Raw genomic sequence first — 23,717 nt, 5'->3', positions numbered from 1 at the left:
TTTACTGTGAGTTTTTTTCTAATGTATGCTCAATTAGAATTTCACAGCAATCCTTGGATTTCGTTGACTTATCTCTACCATATAATTTAGTAACATAGTCTAAAACGGTATTTCCACCATAGTTTTCATTTGGGTTATCATTTACTCCCGCTTTTATAAGAGCCTTTAATATGTCCGGAGAATGGGTCAAAACACAGGTATGTAAACATCCTTTTTCGTCTTGAACATGAGCTCCTGCTTTTATTAAAACTTGAGCTAGATTTGTTAAAGTGTACGGTCTATAGTTAATGGCGATGGAAAAAAAAGACTATCTATTGGAAAGTCGTCATAATCTTTCAAGTCAAATCTATGGTTAACATCAAATCCTTTATTTTTTATTATATTGTTAACATCCAAATCATTATCTTCATCCACTTTGCACAACACATTGAATAAAACACCATAAAGCCAAACTTCTTTGTTCATTATAATTTGTGCCTCAAAACTATTAACACTACGCTTATGTAGCGTATAAACTCTAAATAACATTTTGCAAAACACTAATTGCTAGATAACATAGTTAAAGTTTTTGTCTTACATTTATCATGGTTAGAGCTATACAAATTAAAAAAACTGGGGGGCTAGAAGTATTAGAATTTGTAGATAAGAGCATAGGTGAACCAAAAGATGAGGAAGTCTTAATACGTCATACAACTATCGGCTTAAATCGTTATGATTTAGAACATAGAAAAGGTATACGCAAAATTAAAGATTTGCCATCAGTACTTGGAGTAGAGGCAGTAGGAGTTGTTGAAAAGCTTGGTAAAAAAATTAGTGATGGATTTAAGGTTGGAGATAGAGTTGGATATTGCACAGCTCTTCCAGGGGCATATTGTGAGAAGCGCATTTTACACCAGAAATATTTAATAAAAATTCCGAATGATATACCTAATGAAGTTGCTGCTGCAGTATTGTTTAAAGGTATGACAGCTCACTATTTAGTTAATCAATCTTATAAAATCAGGCCTGGTGCTTTTGTACTAGTTCATGGAGCTAATGGTGGTTTGGGGCAAATAATATGCCAATGGGCAAAGGATAAAAAAGGTATAGTGATAGGTTCTATAAGCTCTGATGAAAAAATGAAGATAGCTTTACAAAATGGCTGCACATACGCAATAAACTACAATGATAAAGATTTCGTTTCTAAAATCATGGAGATTACGAAAAATAGAGGAGTAGGAGCAGTGTATGACCCTATAGGTTACGCTACAAGCAAGCTCTCTTTTGAATCTTTGGGTAAGTTTGGCATATATGTTTCCTATGGGAAGATATCAGGTAATACTCCTATTACTTTCTCTTTACTTAGTTCACGTTCGTTATTTGCAGCTGGAACTTCGATATATCATTACAAGAATAATAGACTTACGTTAGTTCTTACTGCAATGGAAATTTTTGAAATGATAAGAAAAAAACTTTTAATTGTACGAATTAATAAAAAATATAAATTTGATGAAATAATAGAGGCTCATCGTGACATGGAAAATAGAAAAGTAAGTGGGCTAAATATTATCAAAGTTTCTTAAATAACTTAGTAACCTAAAATAATTATTCATTAAGTCATATCAACAAGAATTTCACATGGTTAATTTTCTTTTTGGGAGATTTAAAAGCATACAGCTGTAGCTAAACTGACTGAGATTTACCAACAAGTTTGGAAAATTGTTATTCTGCTACTCGTTAGTGGAGTGGTAATGCAATATTTTATCTATAGATATTATTTTCACAGTAGTTTCAAAAGAAGCTGAGTAAATAAGTTATATTTTAAATTAGATTTGATGTCACATCTACTATTTAAGTATTATAACTTCAATAGTATATGGAGCTGTTATTCTCCTTTTAAATAACTACTTTTCTCTATTTTACAATAATTTTAGGGTTAAAGTTATAGTACTTAGAAAGTTTACATTACCCTATTATTGTTTCTGTTGCTCTGACAAATCCAGTAATCATAAATTCTCCTTTAATGGCATTTTGTTCTCATATTTTATATACCATTACACTCTGGGACCATACATATAGGCTAAAGTGTGCTGAAAGTAAATAAAATTCCTTAATAAGTTGACTACATAAATTAAAAATGCTAGTATTATATTAGCAATTTTAAGTAAGAGTACATACTATGAGCTATACAATAGAACAGTTAAAAGAGGCAAGGCAAGCAAAAAGTATCCTAGAAAAGAAATTTGAATTAAAACTAGCAATAACAATAGCACTAGGAATGCCAGCTATTACTGGGGCTCTTGCAGGTTTAGCTCTAAGTTATGTTAACTTGCCACCTCTAGTTGCAGGTGGAATCATTGGTTCTGCAATGTTATTAGTACGATGTGTAATCAGTGCTTGTTCTTTCTCAAAAACTACAAATCTCAACGATATACCAGAAAGCATGTCCGAAGAAAACAAACAAATTTTGAGAGAATATAGCAACAGTGCTGAATATAAAATTAAAAATTATGCACATACTATCAGTAGTATTGGTGTTTCTTTTGGAGTTGGAGAAGGGCTAGTTGCTCTTGGTATCAAATCATCAGCAGCTATAGGTGCTTTAACTTTTGTAGTGAATATGATTCCTTGTATTTCTTTAAATTTATTAATTGATAAAGCAATTGAGTGCTTTTTTCCAGAAGGAAATAGACAGTCAGGCAGCTCAGTTGATAGCGACGTGAAAATTATTGATGGGGATACGTGCAGGAGAGTATTTTAAGAAACGATAGATAGAAGTTTTTGAAAAGGATTTAGAACATTTCATGTTAAGCATAATTGAATTATCCGCTCAAGTCCTCATCCTGAATAGTTAGTTGATTTTCCCACCCAAGAATCATTTTATTAGCTTGTCTTAATGTTTCAACGGCAGGCAAGTCCTCTGTGCTCAGTGGAAGACGAACAGTTTCGTGTTCTATGAGCCCAATATCATGCAGGAGTGCTTTAGTAGGTATTGGATTACTGGCAGTAAATAGAGCTTTGCAAGCTTGTTGCCAACTGTCTGCTTGAGGGTTCTTGCCACTCATGCATTGCTTAACATATTTATGTACTACACTTGGCCAAACATTAGCGGCAACAGAAACTAGACCAGCCGCACCCTTAGCAGCCATATCGGGTATCATATTATCATCTCCACAAAACACCTTAATATTTGGTGCAACTTTTTTATACTCAATTAAACTGTAAACAGTTCCACTTGAATCTTTGATAGCCCAAAATTTTTCGTTGCTGGATAAGTTGCGTACAGTTTCAGCGTGAAGACTCACTCCTGCTCTTGATGGAATATTGTAAAGCATGGCTGGCACATGTGCTTTTTCAAGCAGCTTTTCAAACCATAAAGTTTGCCCCATGATTCCGGGCTTTGCATAAATGGGAGTTGTCATTAGATAGCCATGAATAGGGATATCCTTGCAAAAATCAAGCCATTCAAGAGTCTGATATAGATTCGCTCCTGGTACACCAATTATAATTTTCGTATTTAATTTTAGCTCACATACAAATTCAACTAAGGTGCACTTTTCAGAATCAGTAAGTGATAAGCTTTCACCTGTGCTGCCGAGCAATACTACACCATTTTTAGCTTGAGCCTGCATTACAAGCAAGCACTGCAAACTTTTGTAATCTACGCTATCTCCATTAGAATTAAAAGGAGTAACACAAGCAGTCCATAAAAATGTAGGTTTCAATTGAAGTTATTAAAATGGTATTTCATCATCGATTAGTTCATCTTTTATATTGTTGTCAAAACTTCCGTGTTCATCTTTTTGTTCCGTTTCATTCTGTTTGTATTCACCTGGCTTGTAATCAGAGTTTGACATACTGTTTCGTGAATCTAAAAGGGTAAGGGCACTATTAAAGTTGTATAGCACCACCTCTGTTGTGTACTTTTCAGTACCATTTTGGTCAGTCCATTTTCTGGTTCTCAGAGAGCCTTCAACGTACATTTTACTACCTTTCCGTGCAAAGTCTTTAACAATTTTTACTAGTCCTTCACTAAAAATTACAATATTATGCCATTCTGTCTTTTCAGAGCGAGTACCAGAAAGTTTGTCAGTCCAACTTTCAGACGTGGCTATTGAAAAACTTGCCATCTCTTTTCCATTTTGTGTAGTCCTAATTTCAGGATCTTTTCCTAAATTACCAACTAATATGACTTTATTTATAGTACCACTAGACATAATTACGCTTTAAAATAAACATCCTCATTATCTGATGTGAGAGTATTATTGTCAAATTTAATTAGAAACGCGCTTGGAGGGATTCGAACCCACGACCTTTGCCTCCGGAGGGCAACGCTCTATCCAATTGAGCTACAAGCGCAGATGTATTAGATTATTTAATAGATAAACTGTCTAAATCAAACTTTTGTTCTGGATAAAGAGTAAACATAATACCCTCATGTCCAAAATTTACATTTTTAGAATTGCTTATCCTTTCTTTTGTTATCTTTTGGTTTACGGCCCATGAAAAAGTTACATAATTTTCGGTTACTGAGTGCACTTTTAAATCCTTAGTATTTATAAACAACTTTCCATTTATCCATATTTTCCATGTATCAGGGGAAAAGTATAAGATTGAATCTAAACTGACTACTTTACAATTGAAATTTTCTTCCTCTGTAACTCCTAAAGACTGTAAGTTAAACTTTTCCATCTCACTAACGATTCTATTAACCTGCTCTTCATCAAAGAAAATGCTTTTTATGCTACCATATTGCGATAAAGTACTCTCTGCTGCCTCTTTTATTATATCATCTCGATCTATATAGCTTAGTTTATAATTGTTGATAAAAAAACACTCCTTCGCACGCAAATTTGCTATATCAATGAAATCATTTATTTCTTGATTTCCAACTTTAAAAATACTTTTTAAGTACTCCTTTTCTGTCATCATTCCATTGTTAGAATGATGACAGAGCATTTCATCATTGCCTCGTTTTTCTATATATACACATAAATTTTCACTATTTAACCCTAATATCTTATGCTCAATAAAATCTTCATCACTAATATGCTGTTGGCAAGAATATTTTTTACAAATCCCCATATTTTCTACGAGATCTTCACAATTGCAATATGCACTAACACTAAAAAATAGCAGCGTAAAAATAAAAAACAGCTTTATATTCATCTACTTAATATGGTATACCAATCAAAAACTATACTAGCTCTCACTATCTCTATCATATTACCACTTAAAATCTGGTTTATAGCTGAAGAATCTATATTTCTCTGCTTATTCAAGGTAAGAGATCTGATCATAACATAACCAGGAAGATTTGGAAGAGACTGTAGAAATAAAAAAATATGCTTATCGCTAATTGAGCTTAAACTTAGAACCACTTCACTTCTTATTACTTTTGTACATTCACTTTTGTTGTGGAGTTCAGCTTCTTCAGGTATAGAAATTGATATTTTAGGTTCTAACATGTAGTATTTTTTATATAGCTTGTGAAGCTCAAAATTTAAATTTGTAACATATCTGCTACTATGTAAGTTTGAAGAAGAAATTCTTTTCCATAAATCTAGGTTTTTATTTAGAATGACTTCTTTCTTTTGAATTTCAATGATCTGTAAATTAATAGAGTGTATTTCCTCAGCTGCAGTGTGATTTTTATTATAAACCTTTTTGTTATAGAGAATAAAACACGTTGATAACCCTATTAATACAATAGATAACAGTAAATAATATATGCACTGAATTGTAGCTTTTCTTTTTAGTTGAGAGATAGTCATCAATCTACATTGCCTCTCCTATTTCAACATCAATAGATAGATTTTTCTCTTTAGTAGTGGTTAAGCTAGAAATATTAATATCATGAGTACGGAAATTATCGTTTAAATTTTTATGTAGTGTCTCGTATTGATAAGAAATGTCTTGATCAGATTGAAAATTAAACCTTAAAGTTGTGGTGATATAACTTTTTGCCTCATTATAATTCCACTCAAACGATTGGAGCTCTGCACCTGGTACTTTTAACTTTTCTACATACTTAATTTGTGTAAGAGGAGAGTACTCTATTTTTGATAAAATATTATTTATATTAATAAAATCATAAACTTCATCTATCTTTTTTACATTATAGCTTTGGCTAAGTTTTATTAGTTTGTTATTTAAAGCACTACGCTTTGTAGATAAATTATCAGCAATATTAAAATTTGAATACAAATTTTGCAAACAAAAGGCGTTAATTACAACTAAAACCAAGAGTAGGTATAGAAAAATTTGAGGAGCATTTAAATAAAGATAATTAAATAGATAAAATTCTTTAGTTTCTTTTGTGTTAAAAATATTTGTTGGCTTATTCTTAAAGCTATGGAACAAAATTGTAGTATCACAAAAGCTATCTTTTTTGCATATAGCTAATTCTGCTCCCAATAGTTTACCTAGCTCATATGGAGTCAATATGTTCACACTATTCTCTGAAAAATTTATAACTGATAAACTAGATTTAATATCTTCTGATACTATGATGCAAAGGTCGATAGGGTCATTTTTTTCAAATCCAAACTTAGTTAAAGATTGAATTGTATTTTTCACTTCCTGATATATTTCACCAGCAATGATTCCTGGTAAATTACCATTAGTAAATGGTATTAAACGTGTAAATATCATTTTGTTCTCTTTAAGAACCACTTGTCTATAGCCACCTGTTTTAGTTGCAGCAACTATAATTTTCCAGTTACTAGGATCTTTGTGTGGAATCTTTTTTGCTATACTGGCTAGTTCTATAGGAAACATTAATATTCCTTTAAAGTTAGAGCCTATTTCAACAAACACGTCCAACCAATATTCTATTAAATGATTTGCTTTTGATGAAACAAATAGATACCACCAGTTTTGATTAAATTTATTCGGCTTTTCGACCAAGAGAATAGAATTTATATCGTTATTATGAGCAAAATGCTCTACTTTTGTTTTTGCTGATAGATAAGCACTAATCCTATTTACTCTTGGGATAGACTGTAACAAATAGTTCTGATCAGTGTGATTGAGAACCAGATATAGGGGTGCTTTTTTATCTGACGAGAGACATGAAATTAAGTCAGAAACAACTTTATTATTTTTGTCCTTAGCAAAATATCTTTTATTTAAAGTATCATTCTTAAAATATAGTAACATTGTGCCTTCTTTTCCTATAAAAAGCATAAACTTACTTTTAGGTTTTGACCCAAACATATTAACAAAGTGCATACTCAAAACATTAGATGACAATATTACTTATATTATAAGTTTTTGATAAAATTAGTAGTAACATTCTTAAAATATAGTAACACTGTGCCTTCTTTTCCTATAAAAAGCATAAACTTACTTTTAGGTTTTGACCCAAACATATTAACAAAGTGCATACTCAAAACATTAGATGACAATATTACTTATATTATAAGTTTTTGATAAAATTAGTAGTAACATTAACCTTTTTGTATGATGAAGGTTTTTTTATATTTGTGCTAGACACAACTTAACCTGACAAAAGAGGATTAATTATATCTCAGCTTGATGTTTTATTCTCCAACAGACTGAAAATTGAATTGAGCTAAAGACTTGATTTGAAGCACTTTGTTGCACATTACCATTTAGTATACTTGAACTGAACATTTTCAGTGAATCCATCTGGCATGACTGAAACTTTTGTATTCATATTTATTTTTAAGTAATTTACTAGCTCATCAACTAATATATCAGGAGCAGAAGCACCTGCAGTAATTCCTATTTTTTCTGCGCCCTGTAACCAATTTTTGTTCATACATTTATAATTATCAATCAAATAGGCTCTTTTTCCTCTGGAAATACACAGGTCTAGTAAACGGTTTGAATTTGAACTGTTTTTACTTCCTACAATCAACACTACATCTGTAATTTTAGCCAATTTTTTAACAGCGTTCTGCCTATTTTGTGTTGCATAGCATATATCTTTTAAGTCGGGGCCTGTAATGCTTGGAAATCTGAGCTTCAGTGTAGCAATAATTTCTTTGGTATCGTCAATACTTAACGTGGTTTGTGTTACATAAGATAAATGATCTGGATTTTTGATTTGTAAATTGTATACGTCTTGCATAGTTTGCACTAGAGATATAGGATTACTTACTCTTCCTACAATTCCTTTAACTTCTGGATGATTTTCATGTCCAACTAGAATTAATTCTTTACCACTATCCTCATACCTTTTTGCCTCTTTATGTACTTTACTAACTAATGGACATGTTGCATCAATCACTTGAACACCCTTTCTTTTTGCCTCATCCTCTATACTTTTCGACACTCCATGTGCGCTAAAGATCAATATTCCTCTATTGTCTTTAATGTCTTCTATGCTGTCTACAAAAACCACTCCTTGTTTCTTGAAGTCCTCTACTATATACTTATTATGAACGATTTCGTTTAGTACATAAACTTGGCGTTCATTTTTGTATTTCTTTAAAGTGATTGCTAATATGTCTACAGCTCTTTTAACCCCTGCACAGAAACCTCGTGGTTCAGCTAAGATAATCTCCATTTTTTTAATCAAGTAAGTATGTAAACATTGCTAAAAAGCAATCTCCGCTCACTATGTTTCATATCACGACTGCTTTACTATAATTTCAAATTTATCATTACCAAGATTCTTATTAATATACCAGGAACCATCATCTTTAATTACAAATTCAGGACCCTTGAGGTCTCTTGTTATTGTCCTTCCATCCTGGTCATCCATGGCAATATGGATATCGAATGTAGCGATGTCTAGATTTATTATAGCTTTTTTCCCACTGCATGAATTTAGACTAAACTTGCCCAACATGACATCATTGATACTCACTTCTCCTGCATAAGTATCACACTGACCATCTACATAACACTCACTTTCAATATAAAAAAGGTCTGACATATTTACATCTATAAAAAAAAAAGAACTAAACTTACGTTCTAAATATAGCTTGCTGTTAATAAGCAATTACAGATCACTCTGGCTAAAATAATAATGTAACTCGAAGTATAAAATAATTAATTTTATAAGAAACTACTCTTTAGAGAAATGGTTGTTTGGCTTTTTTATTAATTTTTTTCACCATACTGTCAATCATGTGTTTTATTCCTTGATATACAGAGTGTGTACTTTCGTCACTACGCATATAAGCAGAGCAGGAAAATGTATTATGCTTTTCGTCTTCTATTGATAGCTTTGTATCGCATGTTATATGTTCGCCGCCGAGCTTCTCTATCAACTGGTCTTTGTCGTCTCCTATAGTTACCTTGATCTTACTTTCTTCTTTACCTATCTTGCTACTTAAAATTAAAACAATAATGGCTGAAGATATACATATAGTTCCTATTGGCTTTTTTGCAACAAAGAACTCTGAGACTAATCTTTCAAACTCAGGCATTACTGTTTTATTTTCAGATAAGTCAGATAAATTTTTCGCAACTCCATATCCACCAGGTACGACTAGCATGTCAAAATTTTCAGCTTTCGCTTCTCTTAAATCATTTATCTCACCTCTTGCAATTCTTGCTGCTTCTACAAGTACATTCCTTTTTTCTTTTACCGCCTTTTTTGTTTTGTGGTTCATAACTTGTGTAACATCAATGTCAGGAGCAAAACATTTGACTTCAACTTCCTGCTGATCAAGAACAAGCAGAGTTAAGACCGCTTCTCTCACCTCTGTGCCGTCGAGGTGGCCGCATCCTGATAAAACCACAGCGGCTCTTAATTTTTTCTCACCCATAAAGTACCTTGATTTCATATAATCTAGGTATTGTAATACAAATTCCATATTTGGAAAGGAGTAATTATATATGCTAATTATAATATAATTAATAATTAGCATATATAATTAGGCATATTTATAATTGACGGGAGTTAAATATGGTACAAGCTGGTACAGCACACCTAACCAATTCGGATAAGTTCATTGAAAGTATAGTAAAATATATTAGTGGAAAAGAAGATTTGTTACGAAAATTGCAAGATCTATTAGTACTATATAAATTTGAAAAGAAAGGTAAAAATTCTGATGAATCAACTATCAATGATATGTCTAAATTTCTGATGGAAAATAAAGATTTTTTTGGGGGATGTAATAATTCTTATATTGGAAGATTTTGAGAAAAACAAAGTTGAATCAAAAAAATTTTTGGAACAAGTAAATAAAGTAGAAGGCATGGAGAAAGAGCTTAAAACTTTAGGCAATAACTGTTAGCTCAAGGATTGATAAGTGGAGCAGCAGTGACAACACTAACAGGTGCACTAGCAGGTTTATTAACATTAGGAGGAGTGAACAGTGCATTAATTGTTGGTGGAGCAGCATTTGTAAGGTTTGTAGCACTAGTTGCTATAGCTGCTATTGGTTATGCTATATATCAGCATAGAGGTGAGATAAAAGAAGGAGCGATTGAACCAGGAAAAGCAGTGAAAAGTTTTGTGAACGATGTGATCGATAAATTAACTACGATTCAAGCAAGAGAGAATAATGTTGGAAAGTTAATAAGCAATTTAACAAAACTGGGTCTTAAAGCTAATGAAGAAGAAAGAACAACTCTTGATAATAAAGTAAAAATAATAGAAATGCTTCAAAACAAAGAGCAATTAATGGCAATAAAGGAATTAGTAAAAGATCGAACCATGTAAAATTTTTCAAAAGATGATATGAGTAGATTTCTGGAAAAGGGCCTCAGTACTCATGAGAGTGATGAGAAAGAACTTGAGGATTCTATAGACAAATTAAAAGCTGCAATTACTGCAGATAGCAAAACAGTAGAAGATTTTATACAAGAGATGAATAATAAAGCTAAAGAAATGAAGCCAAGTTCTAAAGTAAAGGAGTCAAATTCTGAACAAGTTGATGGAAACAACATTACAAAATAGAATTGATACATTTGGGGAGCGTTTTGATGTAAAAATGTATCTGTCTATCTTATTTTGCCACCCTGCTAAGCGGACACAAAAAATTACTTCCGCATATTTTAAATCTGATGATAATGACAATCATAGATATTTTTAGAGCTCAAAAATCTATCTTTGTCTGCAGACCTTTTTATTAAACTCATAAAAAAATGTAGCGTATCCTCTTTAGTGTATACTTAATTTCTGTCATATGTGCGCTGCATTTTTTTTCTAATCTTTTTTACAGGGGTATTTTATGTCCAGAATTACAGATATTTGACCTTTACTTTAGCTAATAAAAACCAACTTTTACCTGCAGTTTGTGCAAAAAACGTTGTAAAGTGTTTACCAACTTAGTTGGATCCCAGTGTCAGTTACTCTGATGACAAGAAAGGGAGTACAGGTTTCAACATTTCCTTTTTATCTGCCTTCTTGAGCAATTCACTTTCAAATCTAACACATATCTCAGTGATTATGATATCCAATTTTTGATCATGTTTTTCTACAGGTAAATTTTTACAATATTGCTTCTCATAGGCTACACCTATAAATATTTTTCCAAGTGGCCGTAATTTTTTTATCATTTCATCATACCAACCACCGCCAAAACCTAACCTATTAAAATGATCATCAAAAGCAATAACAGGAGTAATGATTGTGTCGGGAATTATATCTTCATCTGCTTTATTCCATTCCTCAAATTTTAATAACTTATTTTTATTAGGAATTGCTACTTTATATCCTAAATCTAGTAAATGATGCATCAAAGGCACAACATTAATTTCTCCGTCTGTTGGAATGTACGCTGCTATTGTTTTACTTTTAACGCAACTTAAATTTTTGTTAAAGAGATTAATAAGAGAATTTGCTGCATAATTAGAATAACTTTCATCAACATCTTTTCTTATGGTTCTATATTGCTTCCTTAGTTCCTCTTTGTTCTGTTTAGTGTCTTTGAACATGTTCTATCCATTTTGTAGTGAGCTTTTCTTGTAAACTATTTTGCTTCAAGCGCTCACTTAAAAAATCAAAGTCAATGAGCTCCATATCCTGGTCTTGATTGCTGCAACTATAAACAAAACTTATTTCTCTTGTTTCCTTATTTATGTGTTGCTGAATACATTGAGCGCAGATTTCTTTCATCATGCACTGCATAGGAGAGTTAACTGATGATATTGCTATGTGTTTTGGTTTTAGATATGGCTTTAAAATTGTTTTTCTAGCTTCATTTATAGCTTTCATCATTTTATCAGAACCAATAGTGATGATTTTATCTATAGTGTTTAAACTAATAGTCATTTTACCTAACTTTCCTTGCTGATATGAGATTATCGCATCAACTATATTACCATGAAAGGATTTATCATGTTCTCTGCTTGTCTCTATCAATCCTTCTTCACATGCCCAAATTACTGCACTTGATGCACGTTCTATCAGTGCTCGTTTAAATACATCACTTAATTTTTTATAGCCAGCGAAATATAAAACCTTATGATTCTTTTCAAGAAATGCCTTCCCTATTGAAAACAACACTGCATTTCCAACTCCACCGCCAATGAGCATTACATTCTTCACAAACTTTTTATGGAGTAGAAAACCTCTCTAACTTCAATTAAACTTATAACTAACAGCTGCATTTTTACGCATATTATCCAATAATAGGTTGCTTTGTATCATAATCTTTTGTTGATACATTTCCTGTTTGATTGCTTCTAGATCCATTGCATTATTTTTGATATCACATAACATCATCAACTTTGCAGTGCTATTTTCTCTTAATTCTACTATTTCATTCATATTTGTTTTACTAAATAAAATCTGTAAATCAGGATTTAAACTTCGCATTTTTATTTCAAACTCTTTTACGCTTGGCAACTTGAAATCATCTGCTAACTTGTCAAAAGTTAAACAACTGACCTTTTGTTCCTTAAAATTAGAGAGTAAATTTTCTGAATCTTTAACCACAACCTGTTTTACTTTTAAAATACTTTCCAGCAGTGTATGATTGAGCTGTACCTTATCTATGACTTTTATAACAGAGTAACCTTCGCTTAAACTAATCGGACCTGCTACGTCATTAATTTCTAATCTTTCCAAAACGTCCTTGAGGTTACCTTTTAGCTGACTTAAATTAACGTTTGCTTTGCGCATCTTTATTGAAGATTCTGGATTATTACTGGTACGTAATTGTTTTATTAAATCTTCAGCCATCTTCTGATCATGAATTACAAACTCCTGAAATGTAATAATGTAGTCATGTTTCTCTTTTTGTTTTCTTACATCGTCCACTTCTTTATCGCTGATATTGACAAGTTGCACAATTCCTACTTCAATAATCTTGTTCCACAGTAGCTGACACTTTACTTGTTTTTTTAGAGTATTGAGATCTATATTATGCTTTTTTACGTATTGATCAACTTCATCAGCCCCAAGTTTTAAACTTTGAGTTAAGAATAACGTGACAGCATTGTTTAACTCCTCGTTACTCAATTCTATATTCATCTTCTGTGCTTCGCTGACAATGATAATTTCGTCTATTAACTGTCTTAGAATTTGAGATTTTGCCTCTTTTTGATTAATCTTCTGAGTGCCAAGCAATGAATTTATGAAGTTGATACGTCTTTCAATATCTAAATTTGAAATTGGCTCACCATTTACATCTGCAACAATTTCAATCTCAGTTGCAAGTAACCTAAGCGGCAGCATTATTAATATCAAAATTAGCATTTTATGCATATAAAATTATTTAGCCAATAACTAATTCTATAATAAATACTGAATAAACGCTAGCTAACTTTTTAATAATTAAAAAAGAGGGTGAAATTACTGTAAATGAGTACCTAAACAATAATACACGGAAGGAGAGGGATTCGAACCCTCGATACGACTTTTCAATCGTATAACGGTTTAGCAAACCGCCGCCTTCAGCCGCTCGGCCACCCTTCCAAGTTTAGAACCTAATACTATATAATATCAAGACCTTTACTGCCTGTCTAATGCTTTTAATTGCAATATTTGTATCTGTTCAGATGCATGCAAATATTGAAACCTGTACTCCCTTTCTTGTCATCAGAGTAGCTGACACTGGGATCCAACTAAGTTGGTAAACACTTTACAACGTTTTTTGTGCGGAAAGGACTCGATTCCAGTGGGCTTTGTTGCATAGCACCTTAAGCAGTGATGGTTTACGACAAATTTATGTAATGATTTCAAATTTAGCCATACCAGTATCAGTGAATTTGTTGAGCAAATAGCACTTAATTAGTAATTCTTTTTCACGGTTTACCTCAGATTTATTCCTAAACAAATACTTGCTTCAACCTTGAGAAAAATCCTTCTATGCAAGATCTTTTTCCATAAATTGCTTCCTTTTTCCACTATTTTACACCATCTTGTCTATATAATTTTTTAACCTAATAGCAGCATTTCTGTCATACATATAATCCATTTGAATGTTCTGCTACATCCTTTTTTGGTAGAACTTTTGTCTTTATATCGTATTTCTTACACAATTTATAAAGTTTTTGCCTATCTTATGCCCCATCTGCATATAATGTTCATTTTTTGCTGAAAATTAACTTCTTCAAGCAAGCTCCATAATGGTCAGAGTAGATGCCATTACTGTATCTTGCAGCTATAGCTTTTTTACTATTCACACTTAACATAACATGTAACTTTCTTACTTGCTCGTAGCTTCGGTACTTTCTATCTGCACTGTTTTCCTTACTGTGGCCAGGAGTGTTACTGCAAATTTGTACTATCTATGATAATTTCAATACTTTCCATGTTGCTTTTATCAATCCTGCAATCATCTATCTTAATATTAAGTTTTTTTTTGATGCTTGTGAATAGTTGATAACTGCCAAATTTTTCTTATTTGTTGTAGATATCCTTTTACAAACCTTACCGTTTGTCTTAAACTAACTCTAAAAAGGTTAACGATTATACACACCAAAATCACAACTTTATCACTATAAATATAGTTGCCGCACTACATTTTTGGACTGTTTTCATACAAATTTTCGATAGCTTCACCGATGTAACGAAAAATATTCCCCCTTTTTCAAGGAATTTGTTATACCCGTTTTGGTTGCTGACTTTCATTTTCTGTGGCATATTTCTCTTCAACAGTTAAATGGCTGTTTTATAACGAATTTTTTCAGTAGCCACCAGATTTTTTCAGTTGCTATGCAACAAAGCCATCCCAGTGTCACGCACTGTGATGAGAGAAGAGGAAAATACTGGAACATTTATTTTTGAAAGTGAGTTGAATAGTAGATGATATCATTCCATTACTTGATACTGGAATCCAGGAATTTTGATTCTAAATTAGATATTGGTCTTAAATTAAAATAAGCATTTGTAATGAGATTATATGAACACTTGATCCCAGTGTCGGGGCACTGGGATGACAGGAAAAGGAAACGCTGGAATGAAAATAGAAGATCTAATTACTCATATCAATTAATTCTCATCCACCTTTTATGTTACATAAACTCATCACTTTTATAGAACATCTCATTAAAATCATTCAAAATTCCAAAATCTTGATTTTTAATAAATAGATGCCCATCTGCAATATAGGACTCAGCAAGAGTAAATGGTTCATCATGATGCTGTGATGCTGGCCTAACAATTTCATTGTACAAAACCATTAATTGCTCATAATTGTATTCACTACCATCATGATATTTACCACGTATAGTGTCATAAAAATTTCTTACATCATCATACGTAACTTGCAGTTCTACCTTATATTTCCCTATTTCAATAGCCTCACCCACTTTGATTTTTAAAGGATGCTGTGATTCTTCTTTCACATTATCTATAACAATTGTTTCCTCTTGCTTCTCTTCGTCTCCTCTTATCGATCTTTCACTCCTTTCTTCACTTGCAGGTTGATCTGCTGGCATTTGGTCAATATCGTTAGATTCTTCTTCTTGCATAGTAATTTTTTTGAGATAGCTAAGCATATCCTTTCCAGCTTTTTCCCAAGTTGCAGCTTCTTTTGAAAGCTCACGATAATAAGAATCATTATCGCCTTTGCTATCTATTACATCTCTTGCTAGTCCTTTCTCTTCTGCCCATAACTCAGCATGTTCAACAAGTTTCCTGCCATCTTTACCTACAACGTCAACGTCAGCTTTGTTTTTTATTAGATATTCTATTGTATCTAACTTTCCATGCCTCACTGCATGAACTAAAGGTGTCCAACCATCATTATCCTGAGCATTAATATTCGCACCTTTTTCAACTAACTGCTCTATCATCTTCTTATTACAAAGATCAACAGCAAGATGCAAAGGTGTTAAGCCGTAGCTATCCTGAATATCAATATCCGCATTATGCTCTATGAGATATCTAACTACTTCCATATTTTTCATGTGCATCGCAAAATGTAGTGGAGATTTACCAGAGCTAATATCACGGGTATCAACATCTATACCACGATCTATTAAGTATTTAGCAATTTCCGTATGTTTTAGCTCAATTGCATAGTGCAGCAGTGTTTGAGCTGACGTGTTTTTGATACCAAGATCTGCGCCATGCTCAATTAAACTCTTAACTATTTCCGCATTCCCTAGCTTAATAGCAGCAAGTAACGGAAAAGTATAATAACTTTTACTATTAGGATCTGCGTTATGATCTAATAGATACTTCACTATTTCTGTATTACCTGAATAAATAGCACTGTATAATGGCGTTTTGGAATAAGCATCTTGAATGTTAGGATTTGCACCACGATCTATTAAGTATTTAGCTATCTCTATATTTCCAGACTCAATAGCATAGTGTAAAGGTGTCTTATAATACACATATTTAGTATTAGTTTTCTGATAATAATTGTCATGAACATTAAGATTTGCTCCATGATCAATAAGATATTTTGCTACTTCCGTATTTCCTGACTGAATAGCATAATATAGTGGCGTTTGTCCATTATGGTCTCTTGTATCAATATATGAACTGTTTTTTAGTAGCGTTGCTACTTTGCTTAAATCTCCCAATGAAGCAGTAAAATGTAAACTATTCGCACCTGTTACCTTATTTATCTCGTTTACTTTTCCTATAGTGTTTTCTACATTATTGTCATCAATATTCACCTTTAAGAAAGGATGTTTATTATACTTTATAACTTTTGTTGTAACAGCCTTTCCTTGTTCGTCTTCACTCGCTTTTTTAGCAGGTTGCATATAATCTTCTCTACTGACACTTGATTTAGATTCTATCTTGGTTTTATCACCACTTACATTATGTGCTGGGCTATAACCATATAGACCCTTACCTGCACTTTGTTGGCTTGTTGAATTTTCAACACTGTTAGATTCAACAACATTATATTCCATATGTTGTTCACCACTCAGCTCAGCTTTGACCCACTGTTTAAATTCCTGAGTATAACCTTTTAGCTCAGTCAAAAAATCCTCAAATGATTTATTACCTTGAGACCTATTTGCACCAGATTTAGAAAGGCTCTTGAGCAAATTATCAATCATATCCGGGTGTTTATCTTCAAGAAATTTGATCACTTGTTCAGCATCTGAATGATAATGTTCCCCTTTATTAATCCAAATATTATTGCGCAATATTTCATCTGGTTTGAGACCTTTACTCTTTATTGAAATCAAGGCCTCTTTATCTCCATGGTCATTGACATGACGACCATCTTCTAAACTTGCCATATAGTTAGCAACCCCTTCATGCATAGCCTTAGATAAGATATCACCTGTACCATAATAGGAATTAATGATAGTTAAGGCGTGTCCCAATTCGTGTTTCAAAGTTTTACACGAGTCATCAAATTGTTCTTGTAGATAAAAATAAACATGAATTTCTGAGCCACGCCCTTGAATTGTTAAGCCAGAAGCGCCCTTATAGTTAACGCTCAACTCCTTAAGATAATTTTCGTAGTCACTCTTTGTATTAAATACGAAAACATTAACTTTATTTGGTATGTTGTGCCAAGGCTGAGAATTATTAATGCCAAATGCTGAATCAAAATCTTTTATAGTACTCTCGATGGCATTTTTTACACCACTCAATTTGCTCTGAGTTAATTCCTCATCATTATATTTTATATTTATTTGAAGCTTGTGTTCGCTGAAAGTCATAACTTCATTATCTGGCACAAGATCTGCCACGATTTTATCGCCACTTTTTACATCCATCCACTGCTTAAATTCTTTTTCAACTTCTGAGTTATTCAAAAGATGCTTGAATTTTGATATCGCTTCTGCTCTATCGAAGGACATCTCAGTAAGTAATTGCTTTATGAATTGAGGATGTTTTTCTTGTAGGAATGTCACTAAGCAATCTGATATTCTACAGTCGTTAGACATACTTGCTATTTTATATGGTGTATCATGCCCAGATTCATGCATTTTATTGTATGCTTCTTTCGTATAATGCATATCGCGAGTGCTTTCTTTTTTAGCTGTATCATAGCTCCACATAAAAAGCTTCATACCGGTACGTAAAACTTCAGGTACTGTATCCATATTACCGGTAGAGTACTCAAGAAATGCATCGCTCATTTTTTCCATTAAAATTTTAGATTTTGCACAAAGTAAGCCATTTACATCTCCAACAACAAAAGTCTTTGCTATCGTGCCGTCAGCTTCGTGTGCTCTTACTGTTCCACCACCCCATAATTCTCTATGGTCTTTACCACCGGAAAGTTCCTTTATGTGAGCCTTGTAATCATCGTAATTTTTCAGCACATAAAGCTGCAATTTTACTGGACCAGAATGAGCGCTTTTTTGTGAATAGAAATTATCAGACCAGGCTCCGTAAGCATCTTGTACAGTTTGTTTTATATACTCAGTGTTATAACTAGCCAATCCACCATATTTCACTTCTATCGTAAGCTGATCGTTTATTACTATACTTTCTTTATTTGGAAATAACTTTTTAATCAACGTTTGTGATTTATCACATTCAGAATTTGCTTTAAATTTCATATTCACCTCTTAAAAATTTTCACCATAAATGAGTCTTGAGAAAAATGCGTTAACTGTAGATTCAGCCTTTACCTTGTTTTTGCACAACTGATGAGATAGTTGATCATCGCTAAAAAGCCGATTCTTAGTATTGAGATATTTAGCATAGCTTCTAGAATTAAATTCAGGGATTGAGTAGAACCCGCTTTCAAGTTCAAGATAAGAGCTGCTATTCAGAACAAAAAATAAATCGCTCTGGTCAAGCATTATGTCATAAACAGAGCTCGTGCAATGTAAGTATTCATTGCTTTCATACTCTGCTATGTAGTATTTACTTGCATCAAGATCACCATTAAGCTGTAGAATTCCTGCTGAACGTCCATTCTCAATACTATGGCCTTTTATTACTTTAAGTACTTTAATCTCATCATTTTCTATTAGTTCTCTTAACTTTTCATTCTTTTGATTTAATTCTTCCTCTGCTTTTCTTCTGTCTTCTTCTAATTTTATTTCTTTTTCAATAAGCTCATCTTGTATTTGCAAAAACATATCTTGAATGGTGAAGCCATTTAGAAAGTAATCCAATACACTTGACACAAACGGCTGCAATTCACCAGTATCTTCAAAGCTCTTTTCCTGCTTTTTATCATATTGAGTGGGATTATAGATTGCATACAGAGGATAAAAACCATAATTCACCTCGTCGAATGATAACTCTATCGAAAATCCGCTCTGATCAAGTGGAAGTTTAGTAGCTAAATATCTACCATTATCATCTCTGATATGTAGCTCATTTATACCATAGTGACCACTATATTTGTTGTAATAAATGTAAAAATTTTCAGGACTCAGATCAAAGTAATTATCTAGATTATCAAGCTGAATTGTACTTCCAAGCTTTTTACGCAAAAGATTTTTGCTATTATCTGTAAGTTTGACACGTGTAGAAAAGTAACACCGATCTATTCGGTCACCTTTTTCTACTTCAAAGTCTAGGACGATTTTATCGCTAAACATACAGAATTTCCTCACATTTCCAGTATTTATGATTATAAATGTGTACTATGAAAAAAGCATTAAGGCTTCTCTATGTATCTAAAAACAGCGCTAACTTATGACAAGAACAGTTGACGTATTACTGCCACTTCCAATTGATCAGCTATTTTCATATGCATTTGAGGAAGATACCGAAGTTTCAATTGGAGATTACGTATTGGTTCCGTTTGGCAGAAAGCGTTTGATTGGAATAGTTTGGAGAGAAAGTAGCAAAAGCGGTCGAGAATTAAAATTTATTGAACAAAAGGTCGATTTGCCGAGAATCAGACCAAAACTGATCGAATTTGCAGAGTGGGTTGCGCAATATAATGTAATACCTATTGGTATGCTTGCCAAAGTGATAATGGGAGGAATATTAAAGATAAATCAAATAGATAAGTTAGTTTGCACTAAGCAAAAGCAGGAAATAAGTGAAATAGATTACCAATTAAACCCTGAGCAGCAAGCAGCTCTAGATAAAATAATAAGTAATTTGAATGAGTATTCAGTAACTTTACTTGACGGTGAAACCGGGTCTGGAAAAACGGAAGTTTATCTCTCTGTAATTGCACAGTTGATTAAGAATCATAGCATTTACGAACATTGTGATTTGGGTCTACGAGTAAGGCGTCATTCCAGTGCTCAGGCACTGGGATCCAGTTTTTCATATAATCTCATCACAAATGTTTATTTTAATTTAAGACCAACACCCAACTTAGAATCAAAATTCCTGGATTCCAGTGTCAAGCACTGGAATGACACCTTTGCATTTAAGGCAAAATCCTCTGTAACATTTAGCATACTGTTTTTGCCACGTACTGGAATGACACCATTTGCTATGCAATTTACTTTCAAAAATAAACGTTATGTCATTCCAGCGTTCAATACGCAACTATACGAATGTTACAATATAAGAGTAATTTTTACCAACAAGGATGTCATCCCAGTGCACCGACACTGGGATCCAGAAAACTTAATTTCAAATCAGTACACTAAGCAGTTGTACGATAAAGACTGGATTCCAGTGTCAAGAACTGGAATGACATCATCTACTACTAAAACTACCTGCAAATGTTCAAACACCAAAAGGTTACACATTGGAATGACACCAGAAGAGGGTGATGTACAAGTACTAATCCTCTTACCTGAAATTGTCCTAACTTCACAATTGGTAAATCGCGTTTGCAGTCAGACATCTGGAAATATAGCTGAGTGGCATTCAGGACTTACTCCAAAAGCTCGCCGAAATAATTGGCTCAGTATTGCAAATGGAAGTGCGCAGATCATTATTGGGGCACGTTCAGCGCTTTTTTTGCCTTGTAAAAATCTAAAATTAATTATCGTCGATGAAGAGCATGACTCATCCTTTAAACAAGAACAGGGGATTATATATAATGCTCGAGATATGGCCATTATCTTAGCCAAGCTCGAAAATATTCCGATTATTTTATCATCAGCCACTCCGCTACTTGAAACAATTTATCACGTTAAAAAAGGGAATTACAATCATGTAAAGCTAACCGAACGATTCGGTGGTGCAGAGTTGCCGCATATAAAAGTAGTGAATAATAAGCAATGGATTTCCAATGAGCTTTTCGAAGGGATAAAACAAACCATAGAGAAAAAACAGCAAGTTATGCTCTTTCTAAATCGTAGAGGATACGCACAACTTGCAGTTTGTAAAAAGTGTGGATACAAAATTTCCTGCTCAAATTGCACTGTATGGCTTACTTACCACAAGAAAAAGAACGTCCTTTTGTGTCACCATTGTTCTTATCAATCAAAACTTCCAGAAAAATGTTCCACTTGTCAAAGTGAGCAGTCATTGATTCTTTATGGTGTGGGAATTGAAAGATTAGTTGAAGAAATAGTGAAATTAATACCAAATGCAAAAACTGCAATTATCAGCAGCGATCAGAAGTCTCTTGGTAGCGTCATTGACTCAGTGCTCAAGGAAGAGGTGAATATTATAATCGGTACACAAGTGATTGCGAAAGGACATAATTTCCCTAAATTAACTTTAGTTGGAGTGATAAATGCAGATTTAGGACTTGAAAATTCTGATCTTAGGGCAGCAGAAAAGACGTATCAATTATTGCATCAAGTTGCGGGTAGATCTGGGAGGTTTAACGAAAAAGGAACGGTAATAGTGCAAACTAATAATCCTGAAAGTTTGATAATAAAAGCATTGCAGCAGCAAAAAAGGGATTTGTTTTATGAAGTTGAACTTGAGTCGAGACGCAAAGCTAAAATGCCCCCATTTAGTAGACTAATAGCGCTTATAGTTTGCGGTAAGGATCAATTTGCAACGCAGAAAGCAGCAAGTGAGATAACAAGCTTTTTGCATGATCAATGTTCAGCTACTATTCCTTCTGCGTTGTCATTCCAGTGCATGACTAGAAAAGAAGAACTCGAAATTTTTGGTCCATCACCAGCAGTAATAAATTTTTTAAACAATAAATATCGTTATAGAGTGTTACTAAAGATACATAGTAAACATAGTCTATTTATAAAGAAAAAGCTGAAACATTGGATTAAAAACTATAATTCGAGTTCAAACATTACAGTAACAATAGATGTTGATCCTGTGAGTTTTTTTTAACAAAATTACGGAATTTATTTGACATTTACAGAATTAATTGTATTAATTTTTTAATTAAAAATTTGACTTTTGTTAGAGTTAATTTTTTTTTAGTATAAAATGGGTGGATAACATTACTCTACTTGAACTTGTTACTAATAGAAAAACTAAAGAATCGCAAGAGTATCTTAATTATAATAGCGAAATTGTGATTAACAAGACGTTATTAATATAAGCTATTTCAAATAGAACCCCTGTAAATGGGGATCTTATCAATAACGAAGGAAGAAAGATAGTATACCTATCTTGCATTACTGTATTAAACACGATAGTGCAAGGTATGAAGAAGGAGATATATTACCGTTTCAAAACGCGATGAGGATTTTAGATGAAGAGGTGAATGGATTTGTTACTCCTCAGTATTTCTACAAATTGATCAATTTTCGAGATCAAAGTAGTGAAAGTACATTATTACACCAAGCTGTTATAGGTAATAACACTGACGCAATAGAAGCGCTTTTGAAATATGGTGCAAATCCTTTGTTAAAGAATAAAGAAGGTAATATTCCATTAGATTTAGCTCAAGGAAATACAAGAGAAGCACTCATTCAATCTATGAAAGACCAAGCTCAATCGAAAAAAGAAAGTGCTAGATGTAATAGTTTGATTAGTATTATACCTGGCGTTTTTCTTGGCATTGGACTCGGTGTTGGTGGTGATTTAGTCCCTTCAATGACTATTATATTATGCGCACTTGCAGTATCTGCTCTTGTTGCTGGAATAGCAATTGGAGTGGCTATATATTTCTTAAGTGAGGACTATAAACAGGCTAAATTAATAGAAGAAGCTGTTAACCCTCAACTCTTTTCTGTCAAGCAGAAAAAGTCTTATACAAATAAAGCAATGCTAAAAGATGAATAATCACTGTGAGTTTTTTAACATTAGATTCTTGCATAACTGGAATTCGAAAGTTCCAGCACATTTGTCTTGTTGGATCCCAGTGTCAAGCACTGGGATGACATCTGATTGTGCAAGAAATCTATTCATTTAAAACTTATTTGAGAAAACGTAGCTATAAAAACCGCAGGTACCAGTTGGTTTTTATTAGCTAAATTAAAGGTCAAGTATCTGTAATTCTGAACATAAGATCCTCCTGTATAAAAAAGATTAGAAAAAATGCAGTGCACGTACGACAGAAATTAAGCACACTTACATTCTCTGAAGAATATACGCTACATTTTTAATAATTTTAATTAAAAAGTCTGCAGAAGGAGATAGA

The 23,717-nt window shown here is 32.9% G+C and carries 23 protein-coding genes, 2 tRNA genes and 1 pseudogene; 8 read left to right on the top strand and 18 right to left on the bottom strand.

What is annotated here, in order from left to right:
- Position 1: 1 nt before the first annotated feature.
- Together wTpre_RS06760 and wTpre_RS06755 are read right to left on the bottom strand one after the other, a co-directional pair.
- Positions 2–244 (bottom strand): hypothetical protein, encoded by a 243-nt coding sequence (locus wTpre_RS06760; RefSeq protein WP_369665140.1) that lies wholly within the window; start codon positions 242–244, stop codon positions 2–4.
- A gap of 20 nt (positions 245–264) precedes the next feature.
- On the bottom strand, positions 265–465 hold the full coding sequence (locus tag wTpre_RS06755) for a hypothetical protein (protein ID WP_245609357.1): 201 nt from the start codon (positions 463–465) through the stop codon (positions 265–267).
- A gap of 119 nt (positions 466–584) precedes the next feature.
- On the opposite strand from wTpre_RS06755, the gene wTpre_RS03490 reads away from it, so the two are divergent.
- Together wTpre_RS03490 and wTpre_RS03485 are read left to right on the top strand one after the other, a co-directional pair.
- Positions 585–1,562 carry a quinone oxidoreductase family protein gene (locus wTpre_RS03490; protein WP_068652014.1) on the top strand — a complete coding sequence of 326 codons (978 nt, stop codon included), beginning with the start codon at positions 585–587 and terminating at the stop codon, positions 1,560–1,562.
- Between the two features lie 596 nt (positions 1,563–2,158).
- Entirely contained in the window at positions 2,159–2,740 is a 582-nt protein-coding gene (locus wTpre_RS03485) for a hypothetical protein (RefSeq protein ID WP_068652013.1), read from the top strand.
- A 61-nt stretch (positions 2,741–2,801) separates the two neighbouring features.
- On the opposite strand, the gene dapA is transcribed toward wTpre_RS03485, so the two are convergent.
- The 9 genes from dapA to elbB all read right to left on the bottom strand — a co-directional run bounded on the left by dapA (position 2,802) and on the right by elbB (position 9,725).
- On the bottom strand, positions 2,802–3,704 hold the full coding sequence (gene dapA, locus wTpre_RS03480) for a 4-hydroxy-tetrahydrodipicolinate synthase (RefSeq protein ID WP_068652011.1): 903 nt from the start codon (positions 3,702–3,704) through the stop codon (positions 2,802–2,804).
- A 9-nt stretch (positions 3,705–3,713) separates the two neighbouring features.
- On the bottom strand, positions 3,714–4,196 hold the full coding sequence (ssb, locus tag wTpre_RS03475) for a single-stranded DNA-binding protein (protein WP_068652009.1): 483 nt from the start codon (positions 4,194–4,196) through the stop codon (positions 3,714–3,716).
- 68 nt (positions 4,197–4,264) lie between these two features.
- A tRNA-Arg gene (locus wTpre_RS03470) sits at positions 4,265–4,338 on the bottom strand.
- Positions 4,339–4,350: 12 nt separating this feature from the next.
- Entirely contained in the window at positions 4,351–5,148 is a 798-nt protein-coding gene (locus tag wTpre_RS03465) for a hypothetical protein (RefSeq protein ID WP_068652007.1), read from the bottom strand.
- Positions 5,145–5,753 (bottom strand): hypothetical protein, encoded by a 609-nt coding sequence (locus wTpre_RS03460; RefSeq protein ID WP_068652005.1) that lies wholly within the window; start codon positions 5,751–5,753, stop codon positions 5,145–5,147. Before wTpre_RS03460 ends, wTpre_RS03465 begins: the two co-directional genes overlap by 4 nt.
- Positions 5,754–5,757: 4 nt before the next feature.
- Complete coding sequence (locus wTpre_RS03455; protein ID WP_179945506.1) at positions 5,758–7,197, bottom strand: hypothetical protein; 1,440 nt, start codon at positions 7,195–7,197, stop codon at positions 5,758–5,760.
- A gap of 391 nt (positions 7,198–7,588) precedes the next feature.
- Positions 7,589–8,515 (bottom strand): 4-hydroxy-3-methylbut-2-enyl diphosphate reductase, encoded by a 927-nt coding sequence (gene ispH, locus wTpre_RS03450; RefSeq protein WP_068652003.1) that lies wholly within the window; start codon positions 8,513–8,515, stop codon positions 7,589–7,591.
- Between the two features lie 63 nt (positions 8,516–8,578).
- Positions 8,579–8,887 carry a hypothetical protein gene (locus tag wTpre_RS03445; RefSeq protein WP_068652001.1) on the bottom strand — a complete coding sequence of 103 codons (309 nt, stop codon included), beginning with the start codon at positions 8,885–8,887 and terminating at the stop codon, positions 8,579–8,581.
- A gap of 139 nt (positions 8,888–9,026) precedes the next feature.
- The gene (gene elbB, locus wTpre_RS03440) at positions 9,027–9,725 is read right to left on the bottom strand and encodes an isoprenoid biosynthesis glyoxalase ElbB (RefSeq protein ID WP_068651998.1); all 699 of its coding nucleotides are present in this window, start codon (positions 9,723–9,725) and stop codon (positions 9,027–9,029) included.
- 140 nt (positions 9,726–9,865) lie between these two features.
- Here elbB and wTpre_RS06750 point away from each other — a divergent pair, with 140 nt between their 5' ends.
- The 4 genes from wTpre_RS06750 (at position 9,866) to wTpre_RS05675 (ending at position 11,000) form a co-directional block, all read left to right on the top strand.
- Positions 9,866–10,105 (top strand): hypothetical protein, encoded by a 240-nt coding sequence (locus wTpre_RS06750; RefSeq protein WP_068651997.1) that lies wholly within the window; start codon positions 9,866–9,868, stop codon positions 10,103–10,105.
- 102 nt (positions 10,106–10,207) lie between these two features.
- Entirely contained in the window at positions 10,208–10,627 is a 420-nt protein-coding gene (locus tag wTpre_RS06745; protein ID WP_068651995.1) for a hypothetical protein, read from the top strand.
- Between the two features lie 18 nt (positions 10,628–10,645).
- A complete protein-coding gene (locus wTpre_RS06740) occupies positions 10,646–10,864 on the top strand; it encodes a hypothetical protein (protein WP_068651993.1) in 219 nt (72 codons plus the stop codon).
- Entirely contained in the window at positions 10,842–11,000 is a 159-nt protein-coding gene (locus wTpre_RS05675) for a hypothetical protein (RefSeq protein WP_157055013.1), read from the top strand. Before wTpre_RS06740 ends, wTpre_RS05675 begins: the two co-directional genes overlap by 23 nt.
- Positions 11,001–11,256: 256 nt before the next feature.
- On the opposite strand, the gene wTpre_RS03430 is transcribed toward wTpre_RS05675, so the two are convergent.
- From wTpre_RS03430 to wTpre_RS03395, 7 genes and pseudogenes are all read right to left on the bottom strand, one after another.
- The gene (locus tag wTpre_RS03430) at positions 11,257–11,844 is read right to left on the bottom strand and encodes a 5-formyltetrahydrofolate cyclo-ligase (protein ID WP_068651991.1); all 588 of its coding nucleotides are present in this window, start codon (positions 11,842–11,844) and stop codon (positions 11,257–11,259) included.
- The gene (locus wTpre_RS03425) at positions 11,828–12,457 is read right to left on the bottom strand and encodes a ferredoxin reductase domain-containing protein (protein ID WP_068651990.1); all 630 of its coding nucleotides are present in this window, start codon (positions 12,455–12,457) and stop codon (positions 11,828–11,830) included. The genes wTpre_RS03430 and wTpre_RS03425 overlap by 17 nt, the downstream gene beginning before the upstream one ends.
- Positions 12,458–12,490: 33 nt before the next feature.
- Positions 12,491–13,618, bottom strand: coding sequence for a SurA N-terminal domain-containing protein (locus wTpre_RS03420; protein WP_068651988.1), 1,128 nt, complete (start codon positions 13,616–13,618; stop codon positions 12,491–12,493).
- A 119-nt stretch (positions 13,619–13,737) separates the two neighbouring features.
- Positions 13,738–13,828 (bottom strand) — tRNA-Ser (locus wTpre_RS03415).
- Positions 13,829–14,078: 250 nt separating this feature from the next.
- Positions 14,079–14,998, bottom strand: a pseudogene (locus wTpre_RS07495) (transposase).
- Positions 14,999–15,369: 371 nt separating this feature from the next.
- Positions 15,370–18,843, bottom strand: coding sequence for an ankyrin repeat domain-containing protein (locus wTpre_RS03400; RefSeq protein ID WP_068651986.1), 3,474 nt, complete (start codon positions 18,841–18,843; stop codon positions 15,370–15,372).
- A gap of 9 nt (positions 18,844–18,852) precedes the next feature.
- A complete protein-coding gene (locus tag wTpre_RS03395; RefSeq protein WP_068651984.1) occupies positions 18,853–19,839 on the bottom strand; it encodes a hypothetical protein in 987 nt (328 codons plus the stop codon).
- A 97-nt stretch (positions 19,840–19,936) separates the two neighbouring features.
- Here wTpre_RS03395 and priA point away from each other — a divergent pair, with 97 nt between their 5' ends.
- Positions 19,937–22,459, top strand: a complete 2,523-nt coding sequence (priA, locus tag wTpre_RS03390; RefSeq protein ID WP_068651982.1) for a replication restart helicase PriA — start codon at positions 19,937–19,939, stop codon at positions 22,457–22,459.
- Positions 22,460–22,813: 354 nt separating this feature from the next.
- The gene (locus tag wTpre_RS03385) at positions 22,814–23,359 is read left to right on the top strand and encodes an ankyrin repeat domain-containing protein (RefSeq protein WP_245609356.1); all 546 of its coding nucleotides are present in this window, start codon (positions 22,814–22,816) and stop codon (positions 23,357–23,359) included.
- Positions 23,360–23,717 lie beyond the last annotated feature (358 nt).

This window comes from Wolbachia endosymbiont of Trichogramma pretiosum, from assembly GCF_001439985.1.
Taxonomy (GTDB): domain Bacteria; phylum Pseudomonadota; class Alphaproteobacteria; order Rickettsiales; family Anaplasmataceae; genus Wolbachia.
The sequence above is the reverse complement of the archived record's forward strand: the minus strand, read 5'-3'. Positions and strand labels throughout refer to the sequence as shown.

Excerpts from the sequence above, each read along its gene's own strand:
- wTpre_RS03455 (WP_179945506.1), bottom strand. The coding sequence starts at position 7,197 with ATGTTTGGGTCAAAACCTAAAAGTAAGTTTATGCTTTTTATAGGAAAA.
- wTpre_RS03430 (WP_068651991.1), bottom strand. The coding sequence starts at position 11,844 with ATGTTCAAAGACACTAAACAGAACAAAGAGGAACTAAGGAAGCAATAT.
- wTpre_RS03385 (WP_245609356.1), top strand. The coding sequence starts at position 22,814 with ATGAGGATTTTAGATGAAGAGGTGAATGGATTTGTTACTCCTCAGTAT.
- wTpre_RS03395 (WP_068651984.1), bottom strand. The coding sequence starts at position 19,839 with ATGTTTAGCGATAAAATCGTCCTAGACTTTGAAGTAGAAAAAGGTGAC.
- ssb (WP_068652009.1), bottom strand. The coding sequence starts at position 4,196 with ATGTCTAGTGGTACTATAAATAAAGTCATATTAGTTGGTAATTTAGGA.
- wTpre_RS03490 (WP_068652014.1), top strand. The coding sequence starts at position 585 with ATGGTTAGAGCTATACAAATTAAAAAAACTGGGGGGCTAGAAGTATTA.
- wTpre_RS03420 (WP_068651988.1), bottom strand. The coding sequence starts at position 13,618 with ATGCATAAAATGCTAATTTTGATATTAATAATGCTGCCGCTTAGGTTA.
- wTpre_RS05675 (WP_157055013.1), top strand. The coding sequence starts at position 10,842 with ATGGAAACAACATTACAAAATAGAATTGATACATTTGGGGAGCGTTTT.
- wTpre_RS03445 (WP_068652001.1), bottom strand. The coding sequence starts at position 8,887 with ATGTCAGACCTTTTTTATATTGAAAGTGAGTGTTATGTAGATGGTCAG.
- wTpre_RS03465 (WP_068652007.1), bottom strand. The coding sequence starts at position 5,148 with ATGAATATAAAGCTGTTTTTTATTTTTACGCTGCTATTTTTTAGTGTT.
- wTpre_RS06750 (WP_068651997.1), top strand. The coding sequence starts at position 9,866 with ATGGTACAAGCTGGTACAGCACACCTAACCAATTCGGATAAGTTCATT.
- wTpre_RS03460 (WP_068652005.1), bottom strand. The coding sequence starts at position 5,753 with ATGACTATCTCTCAACTAAAAAGAAAAGCTACAATTCAGTGCATATAT.
- ispH (WP_068652003.1), bottom strand. The coding sequence starts at position 8,515 with ATGGAGATTATCTTAGCTGAACCACGAGGTTTCTGTGCAGGGGTTAAA.
- priA (WP_068651982.1), top strand. The coding sequence starts at position 19,937 with ATGACAAGAACAGTTGACGTATTACTGCCACTTCCAATTGATCAGCTA.
- elbB (WP_068651998.1), bottom strand. The coding sequence starts at position 9,725 with ATGGGTGAGAAAAAATTAAGAGCCGCTGTGGTTTTATCAGGATGCGGC.
- wTpre_RS06740 (WP_068651993.1), top strand. The coding sequence starts at position 10,646 with ATGAGTAGATTTCTGGAAAAGGGCCTCAGTACTCATGAGAGTGATGAG.
- wTpre_RS03485 (WP_068652013.1), top strand. The coding sequence starts at position 2,159 with ATGAGCTATACAATAGAACAGTTAAAAGAGGCAAGGCAAGCAAAAAGT.
- wTpre_RS03400 (WP_068651986.1), bottom strand. The coding sequence starts at position 18,843 with ATGAAATTTAAAGCAAATTCTGAATGTGATAAATCACAAACGTTGATT.
- wTpre_RS06755 (WP_245609357.1), bottom strand. The coding sequence starts at position 465 with ATGAACAAAGAAGTTTGGCTTTATGGTGTTTTATTCAATGTGTTGTGC.